The organism is Caulobacter sp. P1_B12_2 (assembly GCF_056406675.1).
Genome location: NZ_JBFTZS010000088.1, coordinates 1 through 12,561 on the forward strand (window position 1 = coordinate 1; position 12,561 = coordinate 12,561).

14 protein-coding genes and 1 pseudogene are annotated in these 12,561 nt (G+C 67.5%); 5 read left to right on the plus strand and 10 right to left on the minus strand.

Annotated elements, in window-relative coordinates:
- From AC1DZ6_RS07805 to AC1DZ6_RS07815, 3 genes and pseudogenes are all read left to right on the plus strand, one after another.
- A pseudogene (locus AC1DZ6_RS07805) lies at positions 1–300 on the plus strand (DNA polymerase III subunit delta'); the annotation flags it as partial.
- 4 nt (positions 301–304) lie between these two features.
- Positions 305–1,099, plus strand: a complete 795-nt coding sequence (locus AC1DZ6_RS07810; protein WP_477096626.1) for a TatD family hydrolase — start codon at positions 305–307, stop codon at positions 1,097–1,099.
- Positions 1,096–1,902 carry an MBL fold metallo-hydrolase gene (locus tag AC1DZ6_RS07815; RefSeq protein ID WP_477096627.1) on the plus strand — a complete coding sequence of 269 codons (807 nt, stop codon included), beginning with the start codon at positions 1,096–1,098 and terminating at the stop codon, positions 1,900–1,902. The genes AC1DZ6_RS07810 and AC1DZ6_RS07815 overlap by 4 nt, the downstream gene beginning before the upstream one ends.
- Positions 1,903–2,003: 101 nt before the next feature.
- Here the strand turns inward: AC1DZ6_RS07815 and AC1DZ6_RS07820 are convergent, their stop codons facing one another.
- The 7 genes from AC1DZ6_RS07820 to AC1DZ6_RS07850 all read right to left on the minus strand — a co-directional run bounded on the left by AC1DZ6_RS07820 (position 2,004) and on the right by AC1DZ6_RS07850 (position 8,211).
- Positions 2,004–2,204, minus strand: a complete 201-nt coding sequence (locus tag AC1DZ6_RS07820) for a hypothetical protein (protein ID WP_477096628.1) — start codon at positions 2,202–2,204, stop codon at positions 2,004–2,006.
- Between the two features lies 1 nt (position 2,205).
- Positions 2,206–2,388 carry a coiled-coil domain-containing protein gene (locus AC1DZ6_RS07825; RefSeq protein ID WP_477096629.1) on the minus strand — a complete coding sequence of 61 codons (183 nt, stop codon included), beginning with the start codon at positions 2,386–2,388 and terminating at the stop codon, positions 2,206–2,208.
- Positions 2,385–2,636 carry a hypothetical protein gene (locus tag AC1DZ6_RS07830; protein WP_477096630.1) on the minus strand — a complete coding sequence of 84 codons (252 nt, stop codon included), beginning with the start codon at positions 2,634–2,636 and terminating at the stop codon, positions 2,385–2,387. Before AC1DZ6_RS07830 ends, AC1DZ6_RS07825 begins: the two co-directional genes overlap by 4 nt.
- Before the next feature lie 112 nt (positions 2,637–2,748).
- Positions 2,749–4,032 carry an alginate lyase family protein gene (locus AC1DZ6_RS07835; RefSeq protein ID WP_477096631.1) on the minus strand — a complete coding sequence of 428 codons (1,284 nt, stop codon included), beginning with the start codon at positions 4,030–4,032 and terminating at the stop codon, positions 2,749–2,751.
- A gap of 114 nt (positions 4,033–4,146) precedes the next feature.
- On the minus strand, positions 4,147–5,607 hold the full coding sequence (locus tag AC1DZ6_RS07840) for an efflux transporter outer membrane subunit (RefSeq protein ID WP_477096632.1): 1,461 nt from the start codon (positions 5,605–5,607) through the stop codon (positions 4,147–4,149).
- Positions 5,591–7,129, minus strand: coding sequence for a DHA2 family efflux MFS transporter permease subunit (locus AC1DZ6_RS07845; protein ID WP_477096633.1), 1,539 nt, complete (start codon positions 7,127–7,129; stop codon positions 5,591–5,593). Before AC1DZ6_RS07845 ends, AC1DZ6_RS07840 begins: the two co-directional genes overlap by 17 nt.
- Entirely contained in the window at positions 7,126–8,211 is a 1,086-nt protein-coding gene (locus tag AC1DZ6_RS07850; protein WP_477096634.1) for an HlyD family secretion protein, read from the minus strand. Before AC1DZ6_RS07850 ends, AC1DZ6_RS07845 begins: the two co-directional genes overlap by 4 nt.
- Positions 8,212–8,356: 145 nt before the next feature.
- Between AC1DZ6_RS07850 and AC1DZ6_RS07855 the strand changes: the two genes are divergently transcribed.
- Positions 8,357–9,325 carry a LysR family transcriptional regulator gene (locus AC1DZ6_RS07855; protein WP_477096635.1) on the plus strand — a complete coding sequence of 323 codons (969 nt, stop codon included), beginning with the start codon at positions 8,357–8,359 and terminating at the stop codon, positions 9,323–9,325.
- A 275-nt stretch (positions 9,326–9,600) separates the two neighbouring features.
- A complete protein-coding gene (locus AC1DZ6_RS07860) occupies positions 9,601–10,071 on the plus strand; it encodes a hypothetical protein (RefSeq protein ID WP_477096636.1) in 471 nt (156 codons plus the stop codon).
- A 244-nt stretch (positions 10,072–10,315) separates the two neighbouring features.
- Here AC1DZ6_RS07860 and AC1DZ6_RS07865 read toward each other — a convergent pair whose 3' ends face one another.
- From AC1DZ6_RS07865 to AC1DZ6_RS07875, 3 genes are read right to left on the minus strand one after another with little or no spacing between them, the layout of a single operon-like run.
- Entirely contained in the window at positions 10,316–11,374 is a 1,059-nt protein-coding gene (locus tag AC1DZ6_RS07865) for a PAS domain-containing sensor histidine kinase (protein WP_477096637.1), read from the minus strand.
- A 20-nt stretch (positions 11,375–11,394) separates the two neighbouring features.
- A complete protein-coding gene (locus AC1DZ6_RS07870) occupies positions 11,395–12,063 on the minus strand; it encodes a response regulator (protein ID WP_477096638.1) in 669 nt (222 codons plus the stop codon).
- 44 nt (positions 12,064–12,107) lie between these two features.
- Complete coding sequence (locus AC1DZ6_RS07875) at positions 12,108–12,452, minus strand: hypothetical protein (RefSeq protein ID WP_477096639.1); 345 nt, start codon at positions 12,450–12,452, stop codon at positions 12,108–12,110.
- Between the last annotated feature and the right edge of the window lie 109 nt (positions 12,453–12,561).

Here is a 12,561-nt window from a genome sequence, read left to right on the forward strand (position 1 = left end):
ATCCTGCGCAAGCTGCCCGACCTGGACGAAGGCGCGCTGCTGGCCATGGCCGACACCTTCAAAGGCGCAGAGGGCGCGGCGCGGTTCGAGCTGTTGTTCGACCGCCTGGGCGACCAGATCCACGCCATGGCGACCGGCATGGCCGGCGAGCGCACCCCGGCGGGCCTGGACCGCTGGGTGGCGGCCTGGGAGAAGATCGTCCGCGCGCCGGGCGAGGCCGAGGCCGTGAACCTCGACCGCGCCGACGTGTTCTGGACCGCGATCATGGACTTGCGCGCCGCCGCCCGGGCGGCCATGTGACCGCATGCTCATCGACAGCCACGTAAACCTGCACGCTCATCAGTACGACGAAGACCGCCAGGCGGTGATGGACCGCGCCCGCGAGGCCGGGATCGAACTGATGGTCACGATCTGCGACAAGATCCCGTCGTTCGAAGCCGTCCACGCCATCGCCATGGCCAATGACGACATCTGGTGCACGGTCGGCGCTCACCCGCATGAGGCCAAGGACCACGTCGACCTGACGACCCAGCGGCTGGTCGAGCTGGCCGACTGGCCCAAGGTGATCGGCATCGGCGAGACGGGCCTGGATTTCCACTACGACCTCAGCCCGCGCGACGTGCAGGCCGACGTGTTTCGCGCCCACGTGGCGGCGGCCCGCCAGACCGGCCTGCCGCTGGTGGTCCACACCCGCGAGGCCGACGTGGYGATGGGCGACATCCYCGAGGAGGAGCACGCCAAGGGCCCGTTCAAGATCCTGATGCACTGCTACACCAGCGGTCCCGAGCTGGCGAAGCGGATGGCGGCGCTGGGCGCGTGGTTCTCGGTCTCCGGCATCGCCACCTTCAAGCAGGCTCAGGAAGTCCGCGACATCATCGCCGACATGCCCGCCGACAAGATCATCCTCGAGACCGACTGCCCCTATCTGGCGCCCGTGCCCATGCGTGGCCGCCGCAACGAGCCGGCCTATCTGCCCCACGTGCTGGACAAGCTGGCCGAGGTCCGGGGCTGGACCCGGGCCGACGCCGAGCAGCGCACCGAGGACGCGTTCTTCGCCCTGTTCGACCAGATTCCGCGCCCCAGGAAGCAAAAGGCATGACCGGAAGGCTGGAGTTCACGATCCTGGGCTCCGGCTCGTCGGGCGGCGTGCCGCGCGCCGACGGCAATTGGGGCGACTGCGACCCTGCGGAACCCAAGAACCTGCGCACCCGCTGCTCGATGCTGGTGCGCCGGCCGAGCGGTGATCCGGCGACCGACACCACGGTCGTCGTCGACACCGCCCCGGACTTCCGGCTGCAGGCGGTGAGGGCGGAGGTCAAGCGCGTGGACGCCTGCCTGTTTACCCACGACCACGCCGACCAGGCCCACGGCATCGACGACCTACGGCCGTTCTTCCTGAACGCCCGCAAGCGCGTACCGACCTATATGGACGCCTATACGGCGCGGAGCCTGGGGCGGCGCTTCGACTATATTTTCGAGAGCCGGGGCGGCTATCCGGCCATCTGCGACGCCCATGCCGTTCCGCCGCATGGCCAGGCCTGGACGATCGACGGCCCCAGCGGCGCGATCCCGGTGACCACCTTCGACGTCGATCATGGCGAGATCCGCGCCGTCGGCTATCGCTTCGGGAATGTCGCCTACACGCCCGACGCTATCGGTTTTCCGGAGGAGAGCTGGGCGGCCCTGGCCGATCTCGACGTCTGGGTGGTGGACGCCCTGCGCTGGACGCCGCATCCGACCCACGCCCATGTCGGCCTGGCCCTGGAGTGGATCGCCCGCGCCAAGCCGCGTCGCGCCATTCTGACCAATCTGCATATCGACTTGGATTTCAACGCCTTGGCGGCGAAACTTCCGCCCGGCGTCGAGCCGGCCTATGACGGCATGCGCTTCGAAGTCGGCTAGCGATGGGCGGCGACATCATCGATGCATGGCCCGCCACCTCAGACATCAAGCGACGCTGTAATAGCTTAGTTGTATCAACGATATAGTCCAGACTTCGACGGTCAATCGGAGGTCTTGTCACCTTGCTGCGTCAGGGCTACCACGCCCTCCGTCGTGATCACCCACCCGCCGCCGGTGCGCTCCGCGAAGCCCAGGTCGGTCAGGACACGGGCGTCGGCGATATTGATCCAATCCACCGCGTCGCCGGCTTTCTTGCGCGCCAAGTTCTTCAAAGCCACCAACTGGCCAGGCGAAAGCGCCATGCTAGTGGCCGCCCGACAACGGATCGGACGAGGTCATGGCGCGCCGCCCGCTGACCCGTTCCAGTTCCTGCTGCATGCGCAGGACCTGGCCGCCCAGACTGGTGACGTCGTCCTGCAGCTGCGCATTGCGGCGCTTGAGGTAGTCGTTTTCCTGCCGCAACGTCTGGGCTTCCTCGTCTGTCATTGATCGGCCCCGGCGGTTTCGGTCACGGGAACCGCGCGGATCACCGCGCGCAGCAGCGCGCCCCGATGCGCTGAAAGGCCCGGCGACTTGAGCTCCAGGCGAGCGCCATCGACGATCCGCCCTTGGTGACGGCTCCCGAGGAAGAGGGTCTCGGCGCGTATTTCCTGAGCCGTGATCGGATGAATGCCGATGAGATCGAGCAGGGCGGTCCAGGGCGTTGTCTGGCGCGCGTCTGGGCGGTCGGACATGAGGTCCTTTCGGGCCGGCGATCCCGCATGACGCGGGGCGATCACAGGCGCTGTCCATCATAGCGCGGTCAGGCGCCAATAGCTCCCGACGCTTTTGGATCGCCCCAAAGGGCTAAGGTTTCGGCGGGGCAAGCAGGCGGTTGAGATTGGCCGGATACCGCTGCGCGAGGGCCGTCGCCTTGTCGGCCAAGACCGTGTCTCCATAGGCTTGGGCCGCCGCCGCGAACAGGGGCAGGGCCTCGGACGAGGCGTCCTGCGGCTTCAGCTCCGGATAGGGGAAGCTGGCCTCCTGGCCGACATAGGGCGCCAGGAAGTCGAAGGCCGCGCGCAGGCCGCGGCCGTCGACGCTCTGGTAGCGCCACAGATCCAGCTCCACGCAGCGCCCGAACTGCGCCGTGCCGACCAAAGCCTCGAGCGCGAAGTAGCTGTAGTGCAAGGCGCGGGTGCGGGTCAGCTCCAGAGGCAGCGAGCCGTCCGGCGCGACCTGGCTCTTGATCCGCCGCGCGCCGGCCTCGGCGACCACTTGGCGGGCCACCGCGTCCTGGCGGGCGAACAGCGAGAAGCCGGCCAGCTGATAGTCGAACCAGATGCCATGGTTGTTGGCGGCGGCCTGTTCCTCGCGACCGTTCGGATCGGTGCGCATCCAGGCGGTGTAGTCGGCGAACCAGCGCTCCAGGCCCTTCTGGTCGGTGTCCGACAGCGCCTTGGACGGGGCCAACAGACCCACGCCCTCGATGACCCGCAGCAGGCGATAGGTGTCCAGCACCCCCTCGGCCCGGCCGGTCGTGCGGCCCGGCACACCCTGGGCGTACTTGGTGTTGGGGTTCATCCGGGTGGCCGGATCCAGGAACCAGACGCGCAGCAGCTGGGCGGCCTTGGTCGCGTAGCGGGCGTCGTCGGTGAAGTAATAGGCCAGGGACAGGGCCTCGACCGAGGCGCTCATCGCGTCCAGGTCGGAAACGTCGAAAGCGTCGGTGGACCGCTCGGGATTGAATTCGCCGTCGCGGCGCAGATAGGGCTCGCCGTTCGGCTTGGTGGGATCGGGCCACCAGTAGGGCCCCATCGAGATGTAGTCGTGCTTGTCGCCGCTGGGCGGCGTGCGGGTCTTGTCGACGACCGTGTAGGTGGGACCGGCCAGGGCGGCGTCCGCCCGCTTGACGACGGCGGCGTAGGCGGGCGCGATCGCCGGATCCGCGCGGTGCGCCTTGGCGTATTCCAAACCCTCGGGGCTCCAGCGGAAGGTGCGACGCCCGCCGAAGGCCGCGGCGGTTCCGTCGCCGCCCTTGCAGACGCCGGGCGGCGCGGCGGGGACCGAGGCTTCGTCGGCGAAGGCGGGAACGGCCGCGCCGAATGACAACAAGACCGCCAGACCGGCGAGGGCCGTCTTCGTTCGCATGTCAGCGTCCCCAATCTCAACGCGCCTTGGACTCGGCGTCGGTTGGGCAGCACCATAGCGGGCCGCATCGACCACACAAGACAATTGGCCTGACCAAATGTTGAATTTGGTCAGTTAAGTCGCCACGACCCGCCAATCAGCGCCCGACGCCGCGAACAGCCGCACGGCGTCGGCCAGGCGCTGGCCCTGCGCGCGCACCCGCGAGGCCTGGGCTTCATGGACCCGGCGCTGGGCGTCCAGCACTTCCAGCAGCGTGCCGCCGCCTTTGTCGTACGCCACGCGGGCCAGCCGCAGGCTCTCGCCGGCCTGGGCCTCGGACCGGCCATGGGCGGCGATGGCCGCGTCGTCGGCTGACAGGGCCGACAGGGCGTCGGCGACCTGGGCGAAGGCGGTCAGGACGGTCTGCTGGTAGCGAGCCGAGGAAGCCACGGCGGCTTCGCGCGACTGCTGCCGGCGGGCCTTCAAGGTGCCGCCGTTGAAGATCGGCGCGGTGAGGCCGGCCCCGACGTTCCAGGCGGTGGCGTCGTAGAAGAAGAAGTCCGACGGGTTCAGTGAGCCCTGGGTCAGGGAGGCGGTCAGCTTGACGTTCGGATAGAGGTCGGCCGTCGCCACACCGATGTCGGCGGTGGCGGCGTGCAGGTCCGCCTCGGCCGCCAGGATGTCGGGGCGCTTGCGGACCAGGGCCGAGGGCAGGGCGACCGGTACGGGCGCGGCCAGGTTCAGGTCCGCCAGGGTGAAGTCCGGCGCGGTCCAGTCGGCCGGCGCGTGGCCGACCAGCAAGGCCAGGGCGTGGCGGGCGGCGGCCAGTTGGCCCTGCAGCGGCGGCAGCAGGGCGCGGTCCTGCTCCAATTGGCTCTGAGCCGAGACGCGCGCCGTGGCCGTCGAGCCGCCCAGGGCGTTGGCCTTGTGGACCAGGTCGATATTGGCCTGGTCGGCGATGATCATCTGGTTCACCGCCTCGATCTGGGCGTTCAGCGTGGCGATGGTCAGGGCCTGCAGGGCGACATTGGCCGTCAGGGTCAGATAGGCCGCGTCGCCGCGCCGGGCCTGGGCCTCCACGCGAGCGGCCGCGCCCTCGATCCGACGCTTGTTTCCGCCGAACAGGTCGAGATCGTAACCGACCGCGCCGCCCACCGAATAGAGGTTGAAGGTCGGGTTCTCGAGCTTGACGTCGCCGAAGCTGGTGAAGCCGAAGGCCTGCAGGTTGGCGCGCTCGCGGTTGACGCCGGCCGTGGCGTCGACCTGCGGCCCCGCCGCGCCGCGCGCCTGGGCCAGGGCCGACTGTGACTGGCGCAGGGTGGCGTCGGCCTCGGCCAGGGTCGGACTGTCGGCCAGGGCCTGGCGGATCGTGGCGTCGAGGGCGGGCGAGCCGAAGGCCGTCCACCACGGACCGGCGGAGGCCGCGGCGTCCAGGCGCGCCTCGACGGGCGTGGCCTCGCCCGCTGCGGCGTAGGCTGACGTCTTGGGCGTCTCAGGACTCGCGAAGTTCGGCCCCACGGTCGTGCAGGCGCCGACCAAAACGGCCAGGCTGGCGGAGGCGGCGAGGGCGGCGAAGCGGCTAGTGTTCGGCGACATGGACGGCCTCTTCCCCCGGGGTTTTCTTCTTGGGGGTTCGCATCAGGAGGATCAGGGGCGCGCACAGGATGGTGATGCCCAGCATCAGCTGGAAGTCGTCGATGTAGGACAACATCGAGGCCTGGCGGGTGATCAGGGCGTTGAACTTGGCCATGGCCTCGGTGGTGGCGAAGGCCAGCGGCGCATAGGCCAGGAACAGCGGATTGTCGGGGCGGGCGTGCTCGACAAGCTTGGCGTGGTGCACCTCGATGCCGCTGACGAAGCGCGCCTGCATGATCGAGATTCCGGCGGCCGAACCGATGTTTCGGATCAGGGTGAACAGGCCCGCGCCCTCGGCCCGGTGCTGCGGCCTGACCGTGGCGAAGGCGATGGTGCTGAGCGGCACGAAGATCAGGCCGGTGCCGACGCCCGACAGGAAGCCCGAGACGATGATCAGGTGGGTGTCCATGCCCAGGGTGAACTGGGTCATCATCCACAGCGAGACGGCGCTGACCGACAGGCCGATCAGCAGGATCAGCTTGATGCTCATCCGCCCGATCAGTTGGCCGACGGCGAACATGGCGATGAACGAGCCGATGCCGCGCGGCATGCTGACCAGGCCGGTGAAGGCCACCGGATAGCCCATCAGGTTCTGCATCATCGGCGGCAGCAGAGCCAGGACGCTGTAGAGCAGGATGCCGATGAAGAAGCCGAAGAGACAGCAGGTGATGAAGTTGGTGTCGGCCAGCAGGGCGCGATCGACGAACGGTTTCTGGGCCGTCGCCAGTTGCACCCCGAAGATCCACAGCGAGACGATCCCGACGATCAGGTAGACCCAGATCTCGGTCGAGGCGAACCAGTCCTGGCTGGGGCCGCGGTCCAGCATCATCTGGAAGCCGCCGATGGCCAGGGCCAGGCTGGCGAAGCCCAGCACATCGAACCGCCGCTTCTCGGCGCTCTTCTTCTCCGACAGGAACAGGAAGACGCCGGCGAAGGCCAGGATGCCGATCGGCAGGTTGATGAAGAACACCCAGCGCCAGTCGAGATTGTCGGTCAGCCAGCCGCCCAGGGCCGGCCCCAGGATCGGGCCCAGCACCGCCCCGGCGCCCCATATGGCCATGGCCGATCCGTGCTTCTCGGGCGGGTTGATGTCGAGCAGAACCGCCTGGGACAGCGGGATCAGGGCCGCGCCGAACAGCCCCTGAAGTAGGCGGAACAGCACGATCTCGACCAGGCTGCCGGCGATTCCGCACAGCATCGAGGCGGCGGTGAAGCCGGCGATCGACACCAGGAACACCATCTTGCGGCCCACGCGATCGGCCAGGAAGCCGGTCAGGGGAGTCATGATGGTGGCCGCGACGATGTAGGACGTCAGCACCCAGGTGATCTGCTCGGCCGAGGCCGAGACGCTGCCCTGGATGTGCGGCAGGGCGACGTTGGCGATCGTCGTGTCCAGCGAGTTCATGATCGTCGCCAGCATGACGGCGATCGTGATCGGGACCCGGTTGGCCGCGTCGCCCTTGCCGTTGCCGGCCCCGGTCATTTGGCGTGCTCGTCCTTGGCAGACTGGACGTCGACCTTGGCCTTGGCGCTGAGGCCCGCGCTGAGGTGCGGGGCGCTCTCGTCGAGGGCCAGGCGGACGGGCAGGCGCTGGACGACCTTGACCCAGTTGCCGCTGGCGTTCTCGGGCGGCAGCAGGGCGAAGCTGGAGCCTGTGCCCGGGCTGAAGCTGACAACGTGAGCCTTTAGGGCGCGGTCATAGGCGTCGATCTTGATCGTCGCCGGCTGGCCGATCCGCATGTGGGCCAGCTGGTCTTCCTTGAAGTTGGCCTCGATCCAGGGCTGGCCGGACACCAGCCAGAACAGCGTCTGGGAGACGGCGACGCGGTTGCCGACCTGCAGCTGCTCGACCTTGGTGACCACGCCGTCGGCGGGAGCGACGATGGTGGCGTAGCTGAGGTCCAGCCTGGCGCGGTCAAGGTCGGCCCGGGCCTGCATGACCTTGGGCTGGCGGTCGGCGACGACGCCGGGGCGGCCGCCGATGTCGGCCAGGGCCGAGGCGATCTKCTGGCGAACCACCGCGATCTGGCGGCGAGCCTGTTCGGCGGCGTGAGCGGCTTCGTCGGCCTGGGCCTTGGTGGCGACGCCGGCGGCGGCCAGGGCTTGCTGACGGGCGGCCTCGCGCTGGGTGTAGGCGACCGTCTCCTGGGCGGCTGCGAGGTCGGCGTTGCGCTGGTCATAGACGGCGCGCGATCCCTGAGTCTCGAAGCGGGCGGCGGCCAGGGCGGCCTCGGCCTGGGCGACGGCGACCTGGAAGTCCGACGGGTCGAGGCGGAACAGGACCTGACCCTTCGTGACCGTCTGGTTCTCGCCAACCTCGATCTCGATCACCCGTCCCGCCACGCTGGGACTGATCGCGGCCCGCGCCGCCTGGACATAGGCGTCGTCGGTCGACTCGAACTTGCCGCCGGTCAAGACAAAGAAAGCGACGATGGCCAGGACGATCAGCGGAAAGCCGATCATCAGCGGCCAGCGCAGCCTCTGGCCCAGGGTTCGCTGCTGGCGCTTCCGGGCCGCTTCTTCCTCGACCTCGGCGATCGCCTGATAACCTTCCGCGTCGCTCACGCAATGCTCCACGCCCAAGCGGCCGACGCTCGCGTCAGCCGCGGATCACACACAGTTGGATGGGACGGGCCGGGGAGGGCCTTACCTTGACCGCGAGATAGGACTCTCGACGTCATGAGCAAAATGATATTCCATCACAGCCATCATGAATGATGCGCATTTCAGAAATCTCGACCTCAACCTGCTGCGGGTGTTCGACGCCTTGTTGGAGGAGGAGAGCGCGACGCGGGCCGGTTCGAAGCTGGGCTTGACCCAGTCGGCGGTCAGCCACGCCCTGGGCCGTCTTCGCTTCTCACTGGGCGACGACCTGTTCGTGCGGGGGCCTTCAGGCCTGCAGGCTACCCCTCGCGCCGTCGAGATGGGCGGACCGGTCCGGGCGGCGCTGAAATTGATGGAAACCGCCGTCACCGCACCGCGCTTCGATCCGGCCGTCGACGAGCGCACCTTCCACATGAGCGCCAGCGCCTATCTGTGTTCGGTGCTGCTGCCCGGCGTCGTCCGGCGGGTCCAGGCGCAGGCGCCGGGCGTGAAGCTGCGGATCGGCGGCATCGAAGGCCCCTTGGCCGAGGATCTTGATCGCGGGCGGCTGGACATGGTGATCGGCGGCTTCGAGCATGTCGCGCCGCGGTTCGTCCACAAGCCGCTGTTCACGGAGACCGGCGTCTGGGTGATCCGCGTCGGACATCCGGTCGCCCTGGCGGCCGCCGACGGCGAGATCACGCCGCAGGCCCTGGCGGGCGTTCCCTACCTCGTCGTCTCGGGCGGCCAGGAGAGCGAGGAGATGCGCCGGGGTTCGCGTCGTGAACTGGGTCTTCGGCGCATCACGAGTTGGAGCGATGACTACGCCCTGCCGTCGACGCGCGGGCTCAAGGGCCCCGTCACCGTCCCGGACGCCTCTTCGGCCCTGGTGATGGTCAGCCAGACGGACATGGCGGCCCTGCTGCCCAGGCGACTGGCCACCCTCGCGGCCGACCGCGGCGCCGTGGTGCTGATCGAGCCCAGCCGGCATCCGGAACCGGCTCAGTTCGGCGCGGTGATCCGCGGCGGCGAGAGCGATGCAGGACCCGTGGCCTGGCTGATGCGTTTGGTCGCCCAGGTCGCGGCGGAGCTCTGAAGACCGTTTCATTCAGAGGCAGACGAGGCGATCGCGCCCGTGGCGAATTCTCCACAAGGCGACACAAAAGCCCGATCCCTACGACCTAATAGGGGCTTTTCCGTACCTGAAATCGGGGTTCGCCTGATTTCAGATCGGACGGGACGCCCTGATAACGATAGACGGTCTTGAGGAACTCCCGCCCGTCGTTCTGGTGTCTGTCGCGCGGTCCCCGCGTAGCGAGGATCGCTCTCGAATAGCCACGCGTTGCTGTTCGAGGCCTCGAAAATTCACGAATGATCGGTTGGCGGCTTTCTCCTCCTGCCCGTCATTCGCCTTGGTTATCAAACGAACCGGCCAAACAGCGTTTTCTCCCATTCTACTCTGACGTGGTCTGGGATTCGCTTGCGGAGAGTCCGTCGTGGCGCAGCTTGAACTCCATGGTTATGGTCGCTTCGTCGTCGGCATCCGACGATCACACTCGTCCGTATCTGCTCGCATCCCGTTTTCTCAGCGACATGCCGATGACAAATCTTGAGATCCGAGTTGCCGCTCTGCAGTTCCTCAGCCTCCGCCTTTGCGCCGCGCTGTCTCTTGAACAACTTGAAGAAATTCGACAGTCGACCCTGGACGGGGTGAGGGCGTCGGACATCGAGTCCCTGCAGATGCAGTCGGAGTTCCTGAAACTGCTCGACGACGCCATTGACCGCGCGCGCCAGAAACAAGCCGCCACGACAACGGTCAAGAGTTCGGTTCACCTGGCCTGATCCGGGGTCGGCTAAGGGTTTTCGCGCCTCGCCCTAGGGTTTGACCTGATGGCGCTCAAGCCGTGGCGGCCGCAATCTGGCCTGGCTCGCACGTCAAGGCGTCACCCCCGATTTCCCTTGGCACGCCGCGGTTCGCTCATCCCCCAAGAGCGCGGCCGTGGTCGCGGGTCGAGAGCCGGCCCACATGTCCCGACGCATGTGCGGGCCGGCTCTCCCACCGCCATTCACCCAGCGGCTTTGTGGATCAGTCCTCGCCTTCTGGGAGGAGCGGGGCCCAGGCCTCCAGGGCCAGGCCGGGGTCGGCGTTGCGCAACGACAGGTGACCCTTCAGGAATTCCAGGCGCAGGCGCATGCTCTCGAGCCCGACGCCGGGCGGGCTGTCACGTCTGGGCGGCAGGCCGGAGCCGAAGTCGCGAACCGTGAGCAGCGTCATCTCGCCGGCGATCCGGAGACTGACGACCGCYCGCTGGCTGCCGGAGTGGCTGTGGACATTGGCCAGGGCCTCCTGCACCACGCGATAGAGCGCGATCTCGGCGGTGTGGGCCAGCCGCGGAAAATCATCCGGGATGTCGATCGTCACCGCCACGTCCGCGCGCCGCGAAAAGCCGGTCGCGAATTGTCGGATCGCCGCCGCGAGCCCCAGGTGCTCCAACGCCGGGGGATGGAGCAGATAGGCGAAGCTGCGGATTTCGTCCAAGGCGCTGGACAGCAGGCTCGACACCTCGTCGCGGACCAGGCCGGTGCTGACCGGATCCTTGGCGTCCAGCCGCCTCAACATCAGTTTCGCGCCCGCCAGATGCTGGGCGGTGCTGTCATGTAGTTCTCGGGCGATGCGTCGTCGTTCGCCGTCCTCGGCGTGCAGAAGACGCGCCGTGGCCTCCCGCAACCCCCGTTCCGCCAGCCGTTGGATGGAAATGTCCTCATGGGCGACGATCAGGAACGGCCGGTCCAGATGACCGACACGCATGGCCGACAGCTTCACCCAGCGCGATCCGGTCTCGAGCGGCATGACGTATTCATGCCGAAACGGACCGGCGCCGCCGGCAATCAGCGCCCGCAAGCCGGCGGCCACCGTAGCGCCGCCTGGCGTGCCCAGTCGGTCGCAGAAGCTCAGATAGTTGCATCCGATGCCGTGGTTGACCGGCTTGAGGTCGTTGAAATCGATGAACTGAATCCAGGCGTCGTTCACCGCGACGATCTCTCCCGTCGCGTCCACCACCGCGACGTTCGCGGTGAACGCGTCCAGGGCGGACTCGTAGAAGGCCGGGTCGAACCCGCCGGTCATGCTTTCGCCCGTGCGCATTCAACGGAGTCCCGGGGTGGCTAGGCCTCGATCAGCTTGTTGCGGATGGCGTAGCGCACGATGTCCGCCAGCGAGTGGGCGCCCAGCTTTCGCATGATGTTGCCGCGATGGCTCTCGACGGTCTTGACGCTGATGTCGAGCATCGAGGCGATGACCTTGTTGCTGCGGGACTCGGCCAGCAGCTGGACGATCAGCAGCTCGCGCGTCGTCAGGGTTTCGGACCCTTCGATGACTTCCCCCAGGCCATGCCCGCCCGGCGACAGGTAGCCGCGCAGCACCGCGTCGGTGATGCCCGGGCAGAAATAGGGCTTGTGGTTCAGCAAGGACGCCACGGCGGCGATGATGTTGTCGGTCGAGGCCGACTTGAGCACAAAGCCGCGCGCGCCGGCGCTGAACACCTCGCGCACCAACTGCTCGCTGTCGTGCATGGTGAAGATCAGCAGTTCGGTGTGGGTCTTCAGCTTGCGAACATCGCGGGCGACAATCACCCCGCTTAGGTCCGGCATGCTGATGTCGAGGATCATGACGTCGGGAACCAGCTCCTTGGCCATGCGGACAGCGTCGCGTCCGTTCGAGGCCTCTCCGCAGATGGTCCAGCCCGGCTGCGACTCCAGCGCCTCGCGCAGCCCTGCACGGACGATCGAGTGATCGTCGGCGAGCAGGATGGTCGGGGCGCTAGGCAAGGGCATCTTCGATTCTCGCTCCTGGGAATACGCACTATAATTGGCAGTTTTCAGATGAAATGCTTGCTGAATTTTCTGCGCAAGGTTGCGAAATACTCTGCACGCAAACCTGGGGTCGCAGGCGCCGGCGCATCGATATTTCCGGATGAAGTCAAAACAGAGCGAGGGGCGACGACGGGGTCGCCATCGATCACTTCATCGAGGACAATTGGGGCAATCGCCCCGAAGCGTGGGAGGGATCGAGGGTAGGCTCCCGAGCGCGCGCCCGTCCGCTTGGCCGGATCGATCGACGACGCGATCCACGCTGGGGGCTTTTCCGCCGCGACGATCGGCGAAATATCCAATCCCCCGCCCAAAAGCGTCCCGCCGACGAAGGCTATGCCGCCCTCACGCATTTGAAAGTTCTTCCCTCTAGCCGAAAAACACGGTTGCAGGGTCCAGACGCCGTAATCTACCCGGTAAAACCCTTAGTCGGACCTCCTAAATCCCCCCATGCCTTGACGC

What these genes read in the sequence shown, in the direction of transcription:
- AC1DZ6_RS07815 (WP_477096627.1), top strand. Translation starts at nt 1,096, where the DNA reads ATGACCGGAAGGCTGGAGTTCACGATCCTGGGCTCCGGCTCGTCGGGC.
- AC1DZ6_RS07820 (WP_477096628.1), bottom strand. Translation starts at nt 2,204, where the DNA reads ATGGCGCTTTCGCCTGGCCAGTTGGTGGCTTTGAAGAACTTGGCGCGC.
- AC1DZ6_RS07825 (WP_477096629.1), bottom strand. Translation starts at nt 2,388, where the DNA reads ATGACAGACGAGGAAGCCCAGACGTTGCGGCAGGAAAACGACTACCTC.
- AC1DZ6_RS07830 (WP_477096630.1), bottom strand. Translation starts at nt 2,636, where the DNA reads ATGTCCGACCGCCCAGACGCGCGCCAGACAACGCCCTGGACCGCCCTG.
- AC1DZ6_RS07835 (WP_477096631.1), bottom strand. Translation starts at nt 4,032, where the DNA reads ATGCGAACGAAGACGGCCCTCGCCGGTCTGGCGGTCTTGTTGTCATTC.
- AC1DZ6_RS07840 (WP_477096632.1), bottom strand. Translation starts at nt 5,607, where the DNA reads ATGTCGCCGAACACTAGCCGCTTCGCCGCCCTCGCCGCCTCCGCCAGC.
- AC1DZ6_RS07845 (WP_477096633.1), bottom strand. Translation starts at nt 7,129, where the DNA reads ATGACCGGGGCCGGCAACGGCAAGGGCGACGCGGCCAACCGGGTCCCG.
- AC1DZ6_RS07855 (WP_477096635.1), top strand. Translation starts at nt 8,357, where the DNA reads ATGAATGATGCGCATTTCAGAAATCTCGACCTCAACCTGCTGCGGGTG.
- AC1DZ6_RS07860 (WP_477096636.1), top strand. Translation starts at nt 9,601, where the DNA reads ATGATCGGTTGGCGGCTTTCTCCTCCTGCCCGTCATTCGCCTTGGTTA.
- AC1DZ6_RS07870 (WP_477096638.1), bottom strand. Translation starts at nt 12,063, where the DNA reads ATGCCCTTGCCTAGCGCCCCGACCATCCTGCTCGCCGACGATCACTCG.
- AC1DZ6_RS07875 (WP_477096639.1), bottom strand. Translation starts at nt 12,452, where the DNA reads ATGCGTGAGGGCGGCATAGCCTTCGTCGGCGGGACGCTTTTGGGCGGG.